Annotated in this window: 14 protein-coding genes; 13 read left to right on the top strand and 1 reads right to left on the bottom strand. The window is 63.2% G+C overall.

Features of this window, described 5'->3' with window-relative positions; genetic code table 11:
* Positions 1-35 precede the first annotated feature (35 nt).
* Positions 36-1,331 (top strand): aspartate carbamoyltransferase, encoded by a 1,296-nt coding sequence (locus tag RC54_RS04785; RefSeq protein WP_061788887.1) that lies wholly within the window; start codon positions 36-38, stop codon positions 1,329-1,331.
* Positions 1,332-1,355: 24 nt separating this feature from the next.
* Here the strand turns inward: RC54_RS04785 and pdxR are convergent, their stop codons facing one another.
* Positions 1,356-2,936, bottom strand: coding sequence for a MocR-like pyridoxine biosynthesis transcription factor PdxR (gene pdxR / locus RC54_RS04780; protein ID WP_061788886.1), 1,581 nt, complete (start codon positions 2,934-2,936; stop codon positions 1,356-1,358).
* A 137-nt stretch (positions 2,937-3,073) separates the two neighbouring features.
* On the opposite strand from pdxR, the gene RC54_RS04775 reads away from it, so the two are divergent.
* The 12 genes from RC54_RS04775 (at position 3,074) to RC54_RS04720 (ending at position 18,478) form a co-directional block, all read left to right on the top strand.
* A complete protein-coding gene (locus RC54_RS04775) occupies positions 3,074-4,354 on the top strand; it encodes a 4-aminobutyrate--2-oxoglutarate transaminase (RefSeq protein ID WP_061788885.1) in 1,281 nt (426 codons plus the stop codon).
* Between the two features lie 97 nt (positions 4,355-4,451).
* The gene (locus tag RC54_RS04770) at positions 4,452-5,594 is read left to right on the top strand and encodes an ABC transporter ATP-binding protein (RefSeq protein WP_061788884.1); all 1,143 of its coding nucleotides are present in this window, start codon (positions 4,452-4,454) and stop codon (positions 5,592-5,594) included.
* A 166-nt stretch (positions 5,595-5,760) separates the two neighbouring features.
* On the top strand, positions 5,761-6,804 hold the full coding sequence (locus tag RC54_RS04765; protein ID WP_058894414.1) for an ABC transporter substrate-binding protein: 1,044 nt from the start codon (positions 5,761-5,763) through the stop codon (positions 6,802-6,804).
* Between the two features lie 84 nt (positions 6,805-6,888).
* A complete protein-coding gene (locus RC54_RS04760; protein WP_017451214.1) occupies positions 6,889-8,169 on the top strand; it encodes an ABC transporter permease in 1,281 nt (426 codons plus the stop codon).
* 40 nt (positions 8,170-8,209) lie between these two features.
* Positions 8,210-9,043, top strand: a complete 834-nt coding sequence (locus RC54_RS04755) for an ABC transporter permease (RefSeq protein ID WP_058894413.1) — start codon at positions 8,210-8,212, stop codon at positions 9,041-9,043.
* Positions 9,044-9,078: 35 nt separating this feature from the next.
* Positions 9,079-10,536 (top strand): NADP-dependent succinate-semialdehyde dehydrogenase, encoded by a 1,458-nt coding sequence (gabD, locus tag RC54_RS04750; RefSeq protein WP_167470401.1) that lies wholly within the window; start codon positions 9,079-9,081, stop codon positions 10,534-10,536.
* A gap of 277 nt (positions 10,537-10,813) precedes the next feature.
* Positions 10,814-12,145 (top strand): MFS transporter, encoded by a 1,332-nt coding sequence (locus RC54_RS04745; RefSeq protein ID WP_058894412.1) that lies wholly within the window; start codon positions 10,814-10,816, stop codon positions 12,143-12,145.
* Positions 12,145-13,164, top strand: a complete 1,020-nt coding sequence (locus RC54_RS04740) for a histone deacetylase family protein (protein WP_061788883.1) — start codon at positions 12,145-12,147, stop codon at positions 13,162-13,164. Before RC54_RS04745 ends, RC54_RS04740 begins: the two co-directional genes overlap by 1 nt.
* A 23-nt stretch (positions 13,165-13,187) precedes the next feature.
* Positions 13,188-14,165, top strand: coding sequence for a LysR family transcriptional regulator (locus tag RC54_RS04735; RefSeq protein ID WP_174526064.1), 978 nt, complete (start codon positions 13,188-13,190; stop codon positions 14,163-14,165).
* 172 nt (positions 14,166-14,337) lie between these two features.
* On the top strand, positions 14,338-14,856 hold the full coding sequence (locus RC54_RS04730) for a sigma-70 family RNA polymerase sigma factor (protein ID WP_017451221.1): 519 nt from the start codon (positions 14,338-14,340) through the stop codon (positions 14,854-14,856).
* Between the two features lie 4 nt (positions 14,857-14,860).
* Complete coding sequence (locus tag RC54_RS04725) at positions 14,861-15,880, top strand: FecR family protein (protein ID WP_058894410.1); 1,020 nt, start codon at positions 14,861-14,863, stop codon at positions 15,878-15,880.
* 162 nt (positions 15,881-16,042) lie between these two features.
* A complete protein-coding gene (locus tag RC54_RS04720) occupies positions 16,043-18,478 on the top strand; it encodes a TonB-dependent siderophore receptor (protein WP_058894409.1) in 2,436 nt (811 codons plus the stop codon).
* Positions 18,479-18,576: the final 98 nt, after the last annotated feature.

Below are 18,576 nucleotides of genomic sequence, written 5' to 3'. Positions count from 1 at the left end.
TTGAATTAAATACGCATTGCGTATACCATACGCGCATGAACCTGCCCCAACAAGTCTTCCTGCGCGACGCAATGCGCATCCTCAACCTGACCCGGGAAAGCCTGGCCCAGCGCATCGGCTGCACCAAGCGGGCGCTGGACACCTGGCTGCTGCCCGAGGACTCCGGCGAATTCCGCGCCATGCCGGAAATGGCCAGGCGCTTCATTTCCGAGATCCTGGCGGCCAGCCATCCGGGCGGGTCGGCAATTGCAGAGGCCACCGCAGCAAGCACCGCCACCCCCGAGCCCTTCGGGCGTCTCAGCCACCTGCTGTCGGTGGACCAGTTCAGCCGCGACTCGGCCGAGCACCTCTTCATGCTGGCCGACGTCATGCAACCCATTGCCCGGCGCCGCAAGGTGTCGCGGGTGCTGGAGGGGGCGGTGCTGGCCAATCTGTTCTTCGAGGCCAGCACCCGTACCCGCCTGAGCTTCGCCTCGGCCTTCATGCGCCTGGGCGGCTCGGTGTGCGATACGACCGGGTTCACCTATTCCTCCATGGCCAAGGGCGAGTCCATCGCCGATACCAGCCGCACCGTGAGCGGCTATGCCGATGTGATCGTGGTGCGTCATCCCGAGCAGGGATCGGTGGCGCAGTTCGCGGCGGCCACGCAGGTGCCGCTGATCAATGGTGGCGATGGCGCGGGCGAACATCCGACCCAGGCCTTGATCGACCTCTATACGGTGCAGCGCGAATTCTCGCGCCTGGGCAAGCTGGTCGATGGGGCGCACATCGTCATCACCGGCGACCTGAAATACGGTCGCACCGCGCACTCCCTGATCAAGCTGCTGTCGCTGTACCGAAACATGCGTTTCACCCTGGTCTCGCCGCCCTCGCTGGAGATGCCGGCAGAGATCGTCAAGCGTATCGCTGCCCGCGGCCACACCGTCACGTCGACCGATGTGCTGGCCCATGCGCTGCCCGACGCCGATGTGATCTACACCACCCGCATCCAGCGCGAACGCCTCACCGGCGAGAAGATCGATGACTTCCTGGCCGCCTTCGAGATCAATAAGAAACTGGTCGACCAGCATGGCCGGCCCGATATCATCGTGATGCATCCCCTGCCGCGCGACAGCCGGCCCGGCGCGCACGATCTGCATACCGACCTGGATGGCGATGCGCGCCTGGCGATCTTCCGGCAAACCGATAACGGCGTGCCGGTGCGCATGGCCATCTTTGCCACCCTGCTGGGGGTGGAGAACCAGGTCCAGCGTTCCCTGCGCGATGCCCTGTGGGCCGTGCCTGCTACGCTGGGGCCAAACGACTTCCCTGCGGAAGACCTGGACCTCTGAGGCGAGCAATAGCCGCTTCGAGCGTCACCCTGCGCCTGCCAGATGCGGCTTGATCACTGCGGCCAGCTTGTCGAAGGCACGCGCGATCTCATCATTGGGCACGCTGGCATAACCCAGCAACAGCCCCCGCCGCGCGCCGCGGGCGTGCATGTAGTAGCGCGACAGCGGGCGCACCACGATGCCGGCCTGCAAGGCCTGTTCACAGATGAGCACGTCATCGCACTCCTGCGGCAGGCCCAGCACCAGGTGCAGTCCCGCTTCGCCACCGGTGATGGTCATCTTCTCGCCGAAGTGACGGTTGATGGATTGCTGCAGCAATTGCAGCCGCTCGGCGTAGAGCACGCGCATCTTGCGGATGTGCGAGGCGAAGTGGCCTTCGGCCATAAAGTCGGCCAGCGTGGCCTGCAGGAACACCTGGCCGTTGCGATACAGCTCGGCGATGCCGGTGGCAAAGGCCTGGGCCAGCGACTCCGGCACCACCAGGAAACCGATGCGCAAGCCAGGGAACATGATCTTGCTGAAGGTGCCCATGTACAGCACCCGGTGCTGGGTATCCATGCCCTGCAGCGAGGCCAGCGGGCGGCCACCGTAGCGGAATTCGCTGTCGTAGTCATCCTCGATGATCCACACCTTGTGGGTGGCCGCATACTCCAGCAACATGCGCCGCCGCGACAGGCTCATCACCATGCCCAGCGGATACTGGTGCGAGGGCGTGGTACAGATGAAGCGCGGTGGCCGGCGCAGGTTGGCCAGGCGCATCCGCATTCCTTCCTGGTCCACCGCGATGGGCACCGATTGGATGCCCAGTGAATTGAGCACGCTACGTGTGCCCCAGTAGCAGGGATCTTCCACCCAGGCGGTGTCGCCATGTTCACCCAGCAGCTTGACCACGATGTCGATGGACTGGTGGATGCCGGTGGTGATGAGCACCTGCGAAGGGGTGCAGTTGACCGAGCGCGCCACCCGCAGGTATTCGGCGATCTGCTCGCGCAGGCCGGTATAGCCAGCGCCGGGGCCGTAGGTCAGCAGGTCGGAATTGGAACGACGCCAATGCTTGTTCTGCAGGCGACCCCAGATCTTGTGCGGCACGCAGGTCACATCCGGCACACCCGGCATGAAGGCGCCCCATTGGCGTTCCCCCACCCCAGCCTGACGCGTGAGCAGCGCGCCCCGTGCGGACAGTTCGGATTTGCCGGACGGGTCGGTCAAGGGCTCGACCCGCTCTACCGCTTCGGGGATCTGGTCCGGCGCCGTGTCGGCCACGAAGGTGCCGGCCCCGGTGCGACTCTCCAGGTAACCCTCGGCCAGCAATTGCTCATAGGCGTAGGTCACGGTGTTGCGCGAGGTGCCCAGCTCCAGCGCCAGGTCGCGTGAAGAAGGCAATTGCATCCCGGCCGGCAGGGTATGGGCCAGGATGGCTTCGCGGATCAACTGGTAGATCTGGCGATTGACGGGGGTGCTGACGCCGGATGTCTTGGCGGTTTTGGTAATTTTCGCCGCACTGCTTTCGCGGGCACTGGCGGCCTTGCCCTTGCCCGGTGCGGCCTTGGCGGGGGGACGATTGATGCGCAGCAGCAGATAGTCGGACAAGGAGGCGAGTTTCAAGTGGCACCATCAAATATTTGAAATTGGCTCTATATTACAGTGCCACTGGGGTTTTATATTGTTTCCGAACTCAGCATTCGGCAGTAATTTCCTGCGCCGCCGCGGCGCCACTCAACGAAGCAAGAACGGAGCAAGCTATGACCAGCAAGGCCAACAACCAAGAGCTGCAACAACGAAAGAATGCCGCGACCCCGCGCGGCGTGGGTGTGATGTGCGACTTCTACGCCGAGCGCGCCGCCAATGCCGAGTTGTGGGACGTCGAGGGTCGCCGCTTCATCGACTTCGCCGCGGGCATCGCCGTGCTCAATACTGGCCATCGCCACCCCAAGCTGCTCGACGCCATGCGCGCGCAGATGGAAAAATTCACCCACACCGCCTACCAGATCGTGCCCTACGCCAGCTATGTGGAACTGGCCGAGCGCATCAACGCGGTGACCCCGGGTAACTATCCGAAGAAGACCGCCTTCTTCTCCACCGGCGCCGAAGCCGTGGAAAACGCCATCAAGATCGCCCGCGCCTACACTGGCCGTCCGGGCGTGATCGCCTTTGCCGGTGGCTTCCATGGCCGCACCATGATGGGCATGGCACTGACCGGCAAGGTCGCGCCCTACAAGCTGGGCTTCGGTCCCTTCCCCGGCGACGTGTTCCATGCGCCCTACCCGAGCGCCTTGAACGGCATCAGCACCGAGGATGCGCTGGAAGCGGTCAAGGGTCTCTTCAAGAGCGACATCGAAGCCAAGCGCGTGGCCGCCATCATCCTGGAACCGGTGCAGGGCGAAGGCGGTTTCTACGCAGCGCCAGCCGACTTCATGCGCGGCCTGCGCGCCATCTGCGATGAGCACGGCATCCTGTTGATCGCCGATGAAGTGCAGTCCGGCTATGGCCGTACCGGCAAGCTGTTTGCCATGGAACACTACGACGTGCTGCCCGACCTGATGACCATGGCCAAGAGCCTGGCCGGCGGGATGCCGCTGTCGGCCGTCAACGGTCGTGCCGAGATCATGGATGCACCGGCCCCGGGTGGCCTGGGTGGCACCTATGCCGGCAACCCGCTGGCAGTGGCGTCGGCCCTGGCCGTGCTGGACGTAATGGAAGAAGAAAAGCTGGTGGCCCGTGGTCAGCGCCTGGGCGACAAGCTGCAGGAACACCTCAAGGAATTGCGTTCGGCCGTGCCGCAGATCGCTGAAGTGCGCGGCGTGGGTGCCATGGTGGCGGTGGAGTTCGCCGATCCGGTCACCGGCAAGCCGGATGCTGAATACACCAAGAAGGTCCAGCAACACGCCCTCAGCAATGGCTTGCTGCTGCTGTCCTGTGGCAGCTACGGCAACGTGATCCGCTTCTTGTTCCCGCTGACCATTCCCGATGCCGTCATGGATGAAGCGCTGGGCATTTTGGCCAACGCCATCAAGCTGGCCTGAGTCTTGCATTGCACGGCAGCTATTATTCTGTAATTACGTAGTAATTGGGTAGACGGGCCGGACCATGCATCCGGCCCGCGTAGCAAAGAGAGGATCGATGATGGCAGCTCATGCAATGAAGCAATCGGCGCAAGCATTCGCGCCAGAGGCCAGCAGCAACAGCGACGTGCTGGTGCAATTCTGCGGTGTGAAGAAAACTTACGACGGCGAAAACCTGATCGTCAAGAGCCTGGACCTGGACATTCGCCGCGGCGAATTCCTGACCCTGCTGGGCCCCTCCGGTTCCGGCAAGACCACCTGCCTGATGATGTTGGCCGGTTTCGAATTCCCCACCGGCGGCGAGATCCGCTTAGATGGCCAGTTGCTCAACCGAGTGCCGCCGCACAAGCGCAACATCGGCATGGTGTTCCAGAACTATGCGCTGTTCCCGCACATGACCATCGCCCAGAACGTGGCCTATCCGCTGTCGGTGCGCAAGATGGATCGCGCCACCCGCGAAGCCAAGGTCAAGCAGGCGCTGGACATGGTGCAGATGGGTAAATTCGGTGATCGTTATCCGACCCAGCTCTCCGGTGGCCAGCAGCAGCGCGTGGCGCTGGCGCGCACGCTGGTGTTCGATCCGCAACTGGTGTTGATGGACGAACCGCTGGGCGCGCTGGACAAGCAATTGCGCGAACACATGCAGCTCGAACTCAAAGCCCTGCACAAGCGCCTGGGCGTGACCTTCGTCTACGTCACCCACGACCAGAGCGAAGCGCTCACCATGTCCGATCGCGTGGCCGTGTTTGACCAGGGCGTGATCCAGCAACTGGCGCCGGTGACCGAACTGTACGAATATCCCGACAATCAATTCGTCGCCAACTTCATCGGTGACAACAACCGCTTCAAGGGCAGCGTCGAATCGGTGCAAGGCGAACACTGTACGGTGCGCCTGGCCGATGGCACGGTAGTCACCGGCCTGAATGTGCATCGCGCCCATGCCGGCCAGGCCATCACCGCCTGCGTGCGCCCGGAACGTATCCGCCTGGCCGCCGGTGGTAGCGCCGAACCCAATGCCATCCGTGCCAGCATCGCCGGCCTGATCTACTTTGGCGACCACGTGCGCGTGCGCTGCTCGGTGGCCGGGCAGGAAGATTGCTTCGTCAAGCTCTCGCTGTCGGACCCGGCGCTGTCGGGCTTGACCGAGGGTAGCAGCGTGGTGCTGCATATTGCACAGGATCGCCTGCGCTGCTTCCTGTAAGCGCATCGCCCCCGTTTACTTAGTTTTTGTTTTTTGTTTTTTTGTTTGCCGTACCTGGTGTTTGCAGTACCGCGAGCCAGGCAACCGCAGATTGCCGCTCGCGTTTGTCCTAGTCCAATATAAAGTCAACACAGTCAATACGCACGATAACCAACGAGGAACAACAATGAAACGCCTGTCACCCGCCCTGCTGTCCCCGCTCGCCCTGGGCCTGCTGTTTTCCGGCGCGGCTTCTGCCGCTGAACTGACCGTGGTCAACTTCGGCGGCGCCAATGCCAATGCGCAGAAGGTCGCCTACGTCGATCCGTTCCAGAAGAGCACCGGCACCAAGGTCGTGACCTCCGAATTCAACGGTGAACTGGCCAAGGTCAAGGCCATGGTGGAAACCAAGAAGGTCAGCTGGGATGTGGTGGAAATCGACGGCGGCGACCTCACCCGCGCCTGTGACGATGGCCTGATCGAAAAGCTGGACCTGGCCAAGACCATCAAGAAGGAAGACTTCATCCCCCAGGCGACGGTGAGCGAATGCGGCATGGGTGCCTTCGTCTGGTCCACCGTGCTGGCCTACAACGCCGACAAGCTCAAGACCGCACCGACTGGCTGGGCGGACTTCTGGGATACCAAGAAATTCCCCGGCAAGCGCGGCATGAAGAAGAGCGCCGAGTACAACCTGGAGTTCGCCCTGATGGCTGATGGCGTGCCGGCCAAGGACGTCTACAAGGTGCTGGCCACCAAGGAAGGCGTGGACCGTGCCTTCAAGAAGCTGGACCAGTTGAAGCCCAACATCCAGTGGTGGGATGCCGGCGCGTTGCCGGCGCAGTTCCTGGCCTCGGGTGACGTGGTCATGGCCAATGCCTACAACGGCCGCATCGATGCCGCCCAGCGCGAAGGCAAGAACCTCAAGGTGGTCTGGAACGGCAGTGTCTACACGCTGGACTACTGGGTCATCCCCAAGGGTTCGCCCAACAAGGCTCTGGCCGAGAAGTTCATCAGCTTCGCCAGCCAGCCGGAAACCCAGAAGGTCTACGCTGACAACATCGCCTACGGTCCGGTCAACAAGGGCGCCCTGAAGCTGCTGGACGCCAAGACCCTGGCCAACCTGCCGACCTCCCCGGCCAATGCCAAGGACGCGCTGCAACTGAGCCTGCAATTCTGGACCGACCACGGCGAAGAACTGGAACAACGCTTCGCAGCCTGGATCGCCAAGTAAGTCTGTAAGCCGCACCGACAACGGTCCTGCCTTGCCAGGCGGGACCGTTGCCTTGAACTTCCGCTGCCCCCGGATTACCGAGACATGACCACCATCGCCACCCGCTCCGCCGCCATGCCCCTGGCCGAACCCGACCCGCAGCAACTCAAGCGCGAACTGCGCGCCGCCCAGACCCGCAAACGCCTGGGCGCCCTGGCGCTGATCGCTCCGCTGGCCATCTTCCTGCTGCTGACCTTCGTGGCGCCCATCGTGGCCCTCCTGCAGCGCGCCATCGAAAACCCCGAAGTCGCCACCACCCTGCCGCAGACCGTGGCCGTGCTGTCCAAGTGGGACCGCAAGTCGGCCCTGCCCGACCAGGCGTACTCGGCTTTGGCCGAAGACCTGGCCCGCGCCAAGGAAGACACCACCGCCGGCAACCTGGCACGTCGTCTGAACATCGAAATACCGGGCGCACGCTCGCTGGTGATGGGCACCACACGCGCCATGCCGCTGCGCGATGAGCAAGGCAAGCCGCTCTCGCCAGCCGCAGCGCGCGAGGCCATCATCGCTCTCAATGCGCAATGGGGCCAACCCGATGTGTGGCGCGTGATCGCCCAGAACGGCTCGGTGTATTCCCCCTATTACCTGCTGGCCTCGCTGGACCTGCGCCAGAACGTGTTTGGCGATATCGAAGCAGCCAGCCCCGAATCGGCCATCTACCGCACCATTTTCGGGCGCACGCTGTGGATGAGTGCAGTGGTGACCTGCTTCGCCCTGCTGCTGGCCTATCCGCTGGCCTACTGGCTGTCCACCATGCCCGAGCGCCGCGCCAACCTGCTGATGATCCTGGTGCTCATTCCCTTCTGGACTTCGATCCTGGTACGCGTGGCGGCCTGGATCGTGCTGCTGCAATCCGAAGGGTTGGTCAACAAGGCACTGATGCTGGCCGGTCTGACGCAGTCACCCTTGGAGCTGGTGTTCAACCGCGTGGGCGTGTACATCTCGATGACCCACATCCTGCTGCCCTTCATGATCCTGCCGCTCTACAGCGTCATGAAGTCAGTCCCGCCGACTTACCTGAAAGCCGCTGTCTCGCTGGGCAGCCATCCCTTCGCCGCGTTCTGGCGGGTGTACGTGCCGCAGACCTATCCGGGCGTGGGCGCGGGTGTGCTGCTGGTGTTCATCATGGCCGGTGGCTACTACATCACCCCGGCGCTCTTGGGCGGCCCCAATGAACAGATGGTGAGCTACTTCATCGCCTACTTCATCAACACCACCATCAACTGGGGCATGGCCTGCGCTCTGGGCGCCCTGCTGCTGGCGGCGACCCTGGTGCTGTATGGCGTCTATCGCCGCTTTGCCAAGGTCGATGTCGGCATCAGCTGATGCCATTGAAGAATCCACGGAAGAATTCAGGAAACAAGCCATGCACAAACCGCCCCTCTTTCCGCCCTACACCTCCTTGGTCGAGCGCGCCTGGTTCTTTGCCTCGCGCAGCTTCAACCTGCTGGTGCTGCTGTTTCTGGTGTTGCCCATCCTGGTGATGATCCCGCTGTCGTTCTCCGACAGCAGCTTCCTGATGTATCCCATCCAGGGCTTCTCGCTGCGCTGGTACCAAAACCTGTTCACCTCCGATGACTGGATCCGTGCCGCCCAGAACAGCTTCATCGTGGCCCCGGCGGCTACCGTCATTGCCACCGTACTGGGCACGCTGGCCGCGGTGGGCCTGAACAAGGCCGACTTCCGCGGCAAGGGCATCCTGATGGCGATCCTGATCTCGCCCATGATCGTGCCGGTGGTAGTGGTGGGCGTGGGCGTGTACCTGTTCTTTGCCCGCATTGGCCTGTCCGACAGCTACCTCGGCCTGATCCTGGCGCACGCCGCGCTGGGCGCGCCGTTCGTGGTGACCACCGTGCTGGCTACCCTGCAGGGCTTCAACCACAACCTGGTGCGCGCCAGCCTGAGTCTGGGCGCCAGCCCCTTGCGCACCTTCTTCCGCATCACCTTGCCGGTGATCGCACCGGGCCTGATCTCGGGCGCCCTGTTCGCGTTTGCAACTTCCTTCGATGAAGTGGTTCTGACCTTGTTCGTCGCTGGCCCCGAGCAAGCCACCCTGCCGCGCCAGATGTTTGCCGGCATCAAGGACAACATCAGCCCGACCATTGCCGCCCTGGCGACGATCCTGATCCTGTTTTCGACCTGCCTGCTGCTGGCCCTGGAATGGCTGCGCGGGCGCAACAAGGCCGCGGCGCGCTTCTGAACCCGCAGCGCCGCCCCAACCCACGGAGACCCGATATGCTGCATCAACTCAAAGACCCTTCCCTGCTGCGTCAGCAGGCCTACCTCAACGGCGCCTGGTGCGATGCCGACAGCGGCGCCAAGCTGGAAGTGCACAATCCGGCCAACGGCCAGTTGCTGGGCCACGTGCCCCTGATGGGCGCCACCGAAACGCGGCGCGCCATCGACGCCGCCAATGCCGCCTGGCCGGCCTGGAAAAAGAAGACTGCCAAGGAGCGCAGCGCCCTGCTGCGCCGCTGGTATGAGCTGATGCTGGCCAATGCCGACGACCTGGCCCTGATCATGACCGCCGAGCAAGGCAAGCCGCTGGCCGAGGCCCGTGGCGAGATCGGCTATGCCGCCTCCTTCATCGAATGGTTCGCCGAGGAAGGCAAGCGTACCTATGGCGACACCATCCCCTCGCCCTCGCCGACCAACCGCATCGTGGTCATCAAGGAAGCCATCGGTGTGTGCGCGGCCATCACGCCGTGGAATTTCCCGGCGGCGATGATCACCCGCAAGGCCGGCCCGGCGCTGGCGGCTGGCTGCCCGATGGTCTTGAAGCCAGCCGAAGCCACGCCCTTCTCGGCGCTGGCCCTGGCGGTGCTGGCCGAGCGCGCCGGCATCCCGGCAGGCGTGTTCAGCGTCGTCACCGGCACGCCCAAGGAGATCGGCGGCGAGATGACCTCCAACCCCATCGTGCGCAAGATCAGCTTCACCGGCTCCACTGGCGTGGGCAAGCTGTTGATGCAGCAGAGTGCATCGAGCATCAAGAAGCTGTCGCTGGAACTGGGCGGCAATGCGCCCTTCATCGTGTTTGACGATGCCGACCTGGATGCCGCCGTGGAAGGCGCCATCGCCTCCAAGTACCGCAATGCTGGCCAGACCTGCGTGTGCGCCAACCGTATCTACGTGCAGGATGGCGTCTATGACGCCTTTGCCGCCAAGCTGGTGGAAGCGGTCAAGAAACTGAAGGTGGGCGATGGCATGGAAAATGGCGTGACCCAAGGTCCGCTGATCAATGAACAAGCCGTCAAGAAGGTCGAGCAGCATGTGGCCGACGCCCTCGCCAAGGGGGCGCGCGTGCTGCTGGGTGGCAAGCGCCATGCCTTGGGCCATGGCTTCTTCGAACCCACCGTGCTGGCCGATGTGACCCCGGCCATGCAAGTGGCGCGCGAAGAAACCTTCGGGCCGATGGCGCCGCTGTTCCGCTTCAAGACCGATGACGAAGCCCTGTCCCTGGCCAACGACACCGAGTTCGGCCTGGCCAGCTACTTCTACTCACGCGACATCGGCCGCATCTGGCGCGTGGCCGAAGGCCTGGAGTCGGGCATGGTGGGCATCAACACCGGCCTCATTTCCAACGAAGTGGCGCCGTTTGGCGGCGTGAAGCAATCGGGGCTGGGACGCGAGGGATCGCACTATGGCATCGATGATTATCTGGTGGTGAAGTATTTGTGCATGGGTGGAATCTGAGGAATTCAAGCCGGCTTCTGCGCAGCTTGAAGCCGTCCTTCTTCGCTCTTGCTTCGCATCTCGATGAGCAATGACACGCGCCGCATCGCTGATTTTTCAGCCGTGCGGCGTTGTGCATTGTTGGGCGCCTGCACAAGCGTGGCGCAAGGCTGCGCACGGTTTTATCGCATAAGGAAATCAAATACAAAGAATTAGAAATAATAATTTTTTTTATGCCCGACGCAGTCGTATAACTCCAGTTCCCCTCACCTCAACATGCCTACCGGGAGACTGCACCGTGCCTACCACCCCACCCCGCCACCAGCCCGTGCGCGCCTCGCTGGCCGCCTTCGTCGGCACCATGATCGAATGGTACGACTTCTACATCTATGCCACGGCCTCGGCCCTGGTGTTCGGCAAGCTGTTCTTTCCTACCACCAACGGCTTCTACGGCACGCTGGCGTCCTTCGGCACCTTCGCCGTGGGCTTCCTGGCGCGGCCCTTGGGCGGGGCCGTGTTCGGGACCATCGGCGACCGCCTGGGACGCAAGAAATCGCTGGTCATCACGCTGTTGATGATGGGATCGGTGACGGTGGTCATCGGCCTGCTGCCGACCTATGCCAGCATCGGCATCTGGGCGCCCATCGCCCTGGTGGCGCTGCGCTTCATCCAGGGCATTGCGGTGGGCGGCGAATGGGGCGGGGCCGTGCTGATGGCCAGCGAACATTCGCCCGACCGCAGCCGCCGCACCTTCCTGGCTTCCTTCGCGCAACTGGGCAGCCCGGCCGGCCTGATCCTGGCCACCCTGATGTTCAAGCTGGTCAGCGGCATGGACAATGCGGTCTTCCTCGACTGGGGCTGGCGCCTGCCGTTCCTGATGAGCGCGCTGCTGCTGGTGGTGGGCTTTGCGATCCGGCTGTCGGTACAGGAGTCGCCCGATTTCCTGGATGAACAACGCCGCCGTGCCAGTGCGCCGCTAGCGGCCAAACCCGCCAGCGCACCACTGGCCGAAGTGTTGCGTGGCGCGCCCGGACTGCTGGTGCTGGCCATCGGCGCCAACGTGCTGGGCATTGCCGGCTTCTACTTTACCAATACCTTCATGTTGGTCTACACCACGCAATACCTGCAATTGCAGCGGGGGCTGGTATTGAACGGTTTGCTGGTGGTCTCGGTGATGCAATTCTTCATCACCCCGCTAGCCGCCCATCTGGCGCGCAAGGTCGGCAACCACCGCTTCCTGGTGATGATGTCGGCGCTGTCCATCGTCTCGCCTTACGCGATGTTTTCGCTGGTCGATCTGGGCTCGCTGGCCAGCGTCACACTGGGCGTGGCCATCGCGGTGCTGTTCATCGGCGCTTACTATGCGGTCATCGCCGGCTTCGTCAGCGATGCCTTCCCCACCCGCATCCGCTATACCGGGATCTCCATGGCCTACCAAGTCTCGGGTGCCCTCTTCGGTGGTCTCACGCCCTTGCTGGGCACGGTACTGGCGGAAAAATTCCAGGGTCACTGGTGGCCCTTGGCCTTGCTGTTCTCGGGTATTTCGCTGCTGTCGATGCTGTGCGTGGCGCGCCTGAGCCGCCAGCGCCAGGTGTCGCCCAATCACGGCATGGCCGCGCAGGAGGGTTGATGAAAACCTTTTACCACCCCGAGCAGAAACTGCATCATCCGCAAAGCTACTATTCGCGCGGCAAGATGCGCGTGCCGCAGGAAGTCCCGGAGCGCCTGGACCAACTGGCGGCACTGGCCACGCGCCTGGGCTTCGAGGTACAGCCGCCCCCCGATACCGGAACCGCAGCCATTGGCGCGGTGCACGCGCTGGATTACCTGCAATTCCTGCAGGAGGCCCATGCGCAGTGGATGGCCTTGCCCGAGGACTGGGGGCAGGAAGTGGTATCCAACATCTTCGTGCGTCAACCCAATGCCCTGCGCGGGGTATTGGCCAAGGCGGCGCGTTATCTCGCCGATGGCAGTTGCCCGGTGGGGCCGCAGACCTGGCACTCGGCCTACTGGTCGGCCCAGTGCGCCATTGCCGGCGCCCAGGCGCTGCTGGATGGACAGCCGCGCGCCTATGCCCTGTGCCGCCCGCCCGGCCATCATGCAAGGCGCGATGCGGCCGGCGGCTTCTGCTATCTCAACAATGCCGCCATCGCCGCGCAGATGTTGAGCCAACGTCATTCTCGGGTGCTGGTGCTCGATACCGACATGCACCACGGCCAGGGCATTCAGGAACTCTTTTATACCCGGCGCGACGTGATGTATGTCTCCATCCATGGCGACCCGGAGAATTTCTATCCAGTTGTGGCCGGCTTCGAAGACGAACGCGGCAGCGGCGAAGGCCATGGCTACAACCTGAACCTGCCCATGCCGCACGGCGCGCCGGAGGCGGTGTTCTTCGAGCGCCTGACCCAGGCCTGCCGCGCCATCACGCTGTACCAGCCCGAGGTACTGGTGTTGAGCCTGGGATTCGACATCTTCGAAGACGACCCGCAATCGGTAGTGGGCGTGAGCACGGCCGGCTTCGAGCGGCTGGGGCGCGAAGTCGCAGCGCTCGGGCTACCCACCTTGGTGGTGCAGGAAGGCGGGTACCATATTGCCGGATTGCAGGCCAATGCCGAGCGCTTCTTTGTCGGACTGGAGCCTTGCTGAAAGAAACCTTCATATCGCCAATCATGCGCCCCGACTCCTCCGCCAGCCCTCGCCCGCCCCTGTCGCCGCTCTCCTCGGAACGCATGGACTGGAACCTGTTACGAACCTTCATGTTCGTGGTCCAGGAGCGCGGTGTCGGGCGTGCTGCCAGCACCCTGTGCCTGAGCCAGCCCGCAGTCAGCCAGGCGCTGCGGCGCCTGGAGGAAGCCGTGGGCGGGCTACTGCTGCATCGCCGTCACGGGGAGTTCCGCCTCACGCCGCTGGGGGAGGAAATCTACGCCGTGGCGCGCGAGATGTATGGCATGGTGGCGCGCATCGATGGCGCCGCCGGTCACGCCGGCGAGGACGTGGCCGGCCACCTGCGGCTATTGTTGATGAGCCGGGTGCAGAGCGCGGCCTATGACGATTTCCTGGCGCGCTTTCACCGCCGTTATCCGCGCGTGGAATTTCGCATCGAGGTCATGCAAAGCGCCACCATCCTCGACACCCTGGCCAAGGGCAGCAGTGGCCTTGGCTTGTGCCTGTGTCGCAAGCCGGTGGAAAAGCTGGAGCGCCGGCTGTTTCTGCGGCATCGCTATGTGCTGGTGTGTGGCCGCCATCATCCCCTGTTCGCCCAGCGCAGCGTGAGCATGGCCGAGTTGCTGGAGCAGAATTTCGTCTGCTTTGCCAGCGACCAACTGGGCGACACCCTTTCCCCGCTGACCGTGTTTCGCGACCAGCAGGGCTTCACCGGCCACATTGCCGGTACCTCGCCGCACGTCGAAGAAATCCGGCGCATGGTGGTAGCAGGTGTGGGACTGAGCTTTTTGCCGGAACACCTGATCGGCCAGGATGTGACCGATGGCCTGTTGAAAGTGCTCCCCCTGGGCGCTCCGGTGGCCGAGATCGATGTGTTCCTGACCTGGCATGGCCAGCGCAAGCTGTCGGCCCCGGAGCAGGCCTTCCTGGGCTCGTTCGAGCGGTTTTTGCAGCGGGTGCCGTTGGAGGCGAGGACGGCGTGAGCAGGCAATCCATAGGAATACTGACGCGGTTTCTTGATCGATTGCCCCTCGGCAAAAATTGCCTGGCCGCATCGTGGGCAAAATTACCGCACGCTGGCGTGGCGATTTTGTTTATAATGATAGTCATTCTCATTAAAGGCATTCCGCCTCTTTTTTCTTCTCGACGCCGGCCATGGAAGACCTGCATGTGGAACAGGTTGAAACGCTTTACCGCGACCATCACCGCTGGTTGCGTGGCTGGCTGCGCCACAAGCTAGGCTGTACTGAGCAGGCCGCTGACCTGGCGCATGACACCTTCCTGCGCCTGCTGTCCACACGCGATGTGCTGACGGCGCTCAACGAACCGCGCGCCTATCTGCTCACCGCCGCCCGCAACCTGTTGATCGACCGTGCACGGCGGCATCGCATCCGCCAAAGCTATCTGGAGCAGCTGGAACGGCAGATTGAGGCTGCCCCCGAGCTACTCCATGCTCCTTCGCCCGAAACCATCTTGCAGGCCGTGCAAGCGATCGAAGCGCTGGGTCGAGCCTTGCTGGGCGTGCACGCCGAGGCCGCCCAGGCCTTCATCCTGCACTACGTGCAGGGGCAGCGGCAGGAGGAACTGGCGCAGCACTTCGGCGTTTCGCTGCGCAGCGTACAAGGTTGGCTGGCCCAAGCGCTGGTTCATTGCCATCGTCAACTGGCGAGTTGAAAAGATGACAGAGAAGGCTTGCGCCCCCTCCGAGGAAATCACCATCGAGGCGGCACAATGGATCGTGCGCCTGAGTGCTGGCAACGCGGCCCAGCAACGGCAGGCCGCAGAAGAATTCGCCCGCTGGAAGAGTGAAAGTCGGCAGCACGCCCAGGCGGCGCACGAACTGCATGGCGTACTGGAGCAGATCAATAGCTTGCTCGATACCAGCAACGGCGATCCCGTCCCCTTGTGCGCCGGCCTCAAGACGGCCATGACGCAGCCCCGTTTGCCGGACCGGATGCGCCGCGCGGTGGCGACACTGGCCCTCATCTGTGGCATCGGGCTGCCACTGTGGCTGACCTACCAAGCCTATCCGGCCGACTACCTGCTGGCCGATATGCGCACCGCAACCGGAGCCTGGGCAGCGCAGACCCTGGAGGACGGATCACGCATCACGCTGGGCACCCGCAGTGCTGTCAACTTCCGCTTCGATGCACGGCACCGTACCGTCGAACTGGTCAAGGGCGAAATACTGGTGGAGGTGGCTCGCGACCGTGCACGCCCCTTCCTCATCCAGACCACCGACGGCAGCATCGAGGCACTGGGAACCCGCTTCCTGGTGCGCCGCGACGACAGCGGCACCGTCGTCAGTATGCTTGAATCGAAGGTCTCGATCCACGCTGCGGGCCAGCAGGCGCAAACGCCCGTTATCCTGGCGGCCGGGCAACGCATCCGCCTTCACGGCGATACTGTGGGGGTACCGGAGCCCATCGATGCGGCAGCGCTGGAACGCGCCTGGCGCAGCCACCAACTGGTAAGCCGCCAACGACCCTTGACGGAGCTGCTCGATGAGCTCAACCGCTATCGACCCGGTCGCATCCTCTACGATCAGGCGCAGTTGAAGGGGTTGGAGATGACCGTGGTGCTGCCGCTGGACGATACCCAGCGTGCCCTGCAATTACTGGTGGACTGCATACCTGGCTTGCGAGTGCGACAGTTCACGCCCTATCTGACCTATATCGATTTGGTTCCTACTCCCTGAACCTGCAGTAGCACTCTGTTTTTTTCAATTGCGCTGCGGGTTTCGTTTTCTGGTGCGTCATGCCTTGTGAAGTCCCCAAAAAACAGGGAAGACGCACTGCACCGAGGCGCAGATCGCTTCCCAGTGCACTGATCAACCAGAAACGGAGAGGAAAAAATCAGCATGAGCTTGTCCAAGCCCACCCGCATGTCCCCCATGTTGCGCCAGCCCTTGATCATGAAACTCGCGCTGGCCCAGGCGCTCATGAGCACCACTGCACTGTATGCCCAGCCGGTGCAGCAACGTTTCGATATCCCGGGTGGCCCGCTGGAAGACGTGCTGACCCGCTTCGCCCAGGCCGCCGATGTGCCATTGGCCCTGCAAGCGGGCAAGTTGCAGGGCCTGCGCTCGCCGGGCTTGGTGGGCAGCTACAGCGTAGAAGCGGGATTCCACGCCCTGCTGGCAGGCAGCGGCTACCGCATCGGCAAGACCGCGGCCGGCTATGTATTGATGCCGGACACCGGCGGCGCAACGCCAACTGCGACGCCCCTTGCTTCGGCCCAAGGCAGCCTGCCCACCATCAATGTCAGCGCCAACGCCGAGAGCTGGTCTGCACGCACAAGTAGCAGCACCACCAAGACCGAGACGCCCCTCATCGAAGTACCGCAGTCGATCTCGGTGGTCACCGCTGAACGCATCGCTGCATTGGGCGCGACCACCGCGCGCGATGCCCTGGGTTACACCCCAGGCGTCAACATTTCTCCTTACGGTGCCGACTCTCGCTATGACTGGATCAACCTGCGTGGCTTCGACGCCTACAGCCCCGGCTTCTACCTGGATGGCCTGCCGCTGCGCAATGCCAACAGCTTCGCGGTCTGGCGTACCGAAAACTATGGTATCGACCAGATCGCCGTGCTGCGCGGACCAGCCTCGGTACTGTTTGGCCAGGCCGGCCCGGGAGGGGTGGTCAACGTGGTCAGCAAGCTGCCCAGCGCCGAAACGCAGCGCGAACTGCAGGTGCAGCTCGGATCGAATCAGCGACGCCAGGTAGGCGGCGACTTCGGCGGCGCGATGGATGCCGACGGCAAGCTACTCTATCGTTTCATCGGTGTGATACGCGATGCTGAAATGCCCGCGGGTGGGATGAAGAATGACCGCATCTACCTTGCCCCGTCGCTGACCTGGAAGATCAGCCGCGATACCTCGCTGACCCTGCAAGCCTCGCTGCTGCGCGACAATGGCGGTGTGTATACCCGCACCAGACCGCTGGTGGGTTCACTGGTACCAACGCCCATCGGCACGACCATTCCCAGTGGCTTGTACATCGGCAATCCCAACTTCGACCATTTCAGTCAGAACCAGGAACTGCTGGGCTACCGCCTGGAACATCGCTTCAATGAGGCCGTGGTCTTTCGGCAGAGCGCGCGCGTGGGCCACATGAGCGTGGACTATCACGCCCTGCAACAACCGAACTTCATCACCGTCGATGCGACCGTTCCCAACGATCCGGCCAACTTCCAGAGCCTCTCGCGCAATCTGTTCGGCAGCCGCGAATCGGCCACCATGTTCAGCATCGACAATCAGCTGCAGCTTGACTTCAGTACCGCAGGGATACGCCACACGATGTTGCTGGGGGTGGACTTCCAGCGCAGTCGCTTCGACGCCCTCAGCTTCAGCGGCGGCAGCGCACCACTACTCGACATCGCCGCCCCGACCTATCCGAATGGCCCCTTCGTCGTGCCAGCCCCCTACAACGACACCCGTGCCGTGCTGACCCAGACCGGCTTCTACCTGCAAGATCAAATCAAGTGGGACAACGGGGTAGAGCTGACTCTCGGTGGCCGCCATGACAGCGCCGACAACACAGTGGACAATCGCCTGGATGGCACCCGTACCAGCAGCACCGACCGCAAGTTCACCGCACGCGCGGCACTGCTCTACCGTGCGCCCAATGGCCTGGCACCCTATGTCAGCTATACCGAGTCGTTCAATCCGACCGCTACCGTCGATCCGCTGACCAATCTGCCCTTCGGGCCCGAGACCGGCAAGCAGACCGAAGTCGGCCTGCGCTACCAGCCATCTGGTACGCGCGACCTCTACAGCGCAGCGCTGTTCGACCTGAAGCGCCAGAACTACATCAGCTACGACGCCAACTTCATGCCGACCCAGAAAGGCGAAATATCGGTGCGCGGCCTGGAGCTGGAAGCCGTCACCGAACCGCTGCCCTCTCTGCGTCTGACTGCTGCCTACAGCTACACCCCGCGCGCCGTGGTCACCAACAGCAGCCGTCCAGCCGAGATCGGCAAGCAGGCGACGGCCGTTCCCCTGCATCAGCTCTCGCTGTGGGGTGATCATCGCCTGCACAATGGCATCAGGCTGGGGCTGGGAGCACGCTATGTCAGCGCCACCAGCGGCAATGGTGGGGGGACGCCGGTCAAGGTGCCGGGATATACGCTGTTGGATGGCCTGGTCGGCTATGACCTCGCACACTGGAGCCTGGCCTTGAATTTGCGCAACCTCACCAACAAGACCTATCTGACCAATTGCGATACCGCTGCGGCCACGTGCTATTACGGAGACCAGCGCAGCATCCTGGCCACGGCCACCTATCGCTGGTGAGGACCAGAGCCTGTTCACGAGGAACATCGGGACCAGGCACCTTGCGCTTTACAGCGCGTTTACACAAACCCCTGCAAATACAACCCGCTTTTTACGCC

The sequence above is a fragment of the Herbaspirillum rubrisubalbicans genome, from assembly GCF_003719195.1.
Taxonomy (GTDB): domain Bacteria; phylum Pseudomonadota; class Gammaproteobacteria; order Burkholderiales; family Burkholderiaceae_D; genus Herbaspirillum; species Herbaspirillum rubrisubalbicans.
Note: the sequence above shows the minus strand (reverse complement) of the source record. Positions and strands in the feature narration are given on the sequence as shown.

Excerpts from the sequence above, each read along its gene's own strand:
- RC54_RS04785 (WP_061788887.1), top strand. The coding sequence starts at position 36 with ATGAACCTGCCCCAACAAGTCTTCCTGCGCGACGCAATGCGCATCCTC.
- RC54_RS04775 (WP_061788885.1), top strand. The coding sequence starts at position 3,074 with ATGACCAGCAAGGCCAACAACCAAGAGCTGCAACAACGAAAGAATGCC.
- RC54_RS04770 (WP_061788884.1), top strand. The coding sequence starts at position 4,452 with ATGATGGCAGCTCATGCAATGAAGCAATCGGCGCAAGCATTCGCGCCA.
- RC54_RS04765 (WP_058894414.1), top strand. The coding sequence starts at position 5,761 with ATGAAACGCCTGTCACCCGCCCTGCTGTCCCCGCTCGCCCTGGGCCTG.
- RC54_RS04760 (WP_017451214.1), top strand. The coding sequence starts at position 6,889 with ATGACCACCATCGCCACCCGCTCCGCCGCCATGCCCCTGGCCGAACCC.
- RC54_RS04755 (WP_058894413.1), top strand. The coding sequence starts at position 8,210 with ATGCACAAACCGCCCCTCTTTCCGCCCTACACCTCCTTGGTCGAGCGC.
- gabD (WP_167470401.1), top strand. The coding sequence starts at position 9,079 with ATGCTGCATCAACTCAAAGACCCTTCCCTGCTGCGTCAGCAGGCCTAC.
- RC54_RS04740 (WP_061788883.1), top strand. The coding sequence starts at position 12,145 with ATGAAAACCTTTTACCACCCCGAGCAGAAACTGCATCATCCGCAAAGC.
- RC54_RS04735 (WP_174526064.1), top strand. The coding sequence starts at position 13,188 with ATGCGCCCCGACTCCTCCGCCAGCCCTCGCCCGCCCCTGTCGCCGCTC.
- RC54_RS04730 (WP_017451221.1), top strand. The coding sequence starts at position 14,338 with ATGGAAGACCTGCATGTGGAACAGGTTGAAACGCTTTACCGCGACCAT.
- RC54_RS04725 (WP_058894410.1), top strand. The coding sequence starts at position 14,861 with ATGACAGAGAAGGCTTGCGCCCCCTCCGAGGAAATCACCATCGAGGCG.
- RC54_RS04720 (WP_058894409.1), top strand. The coding sequence starts at position 16,043 with ATGAGCTTGTCCAAGCCCACCCGCATGTCCCCCATGTTGCGCCAGCCC.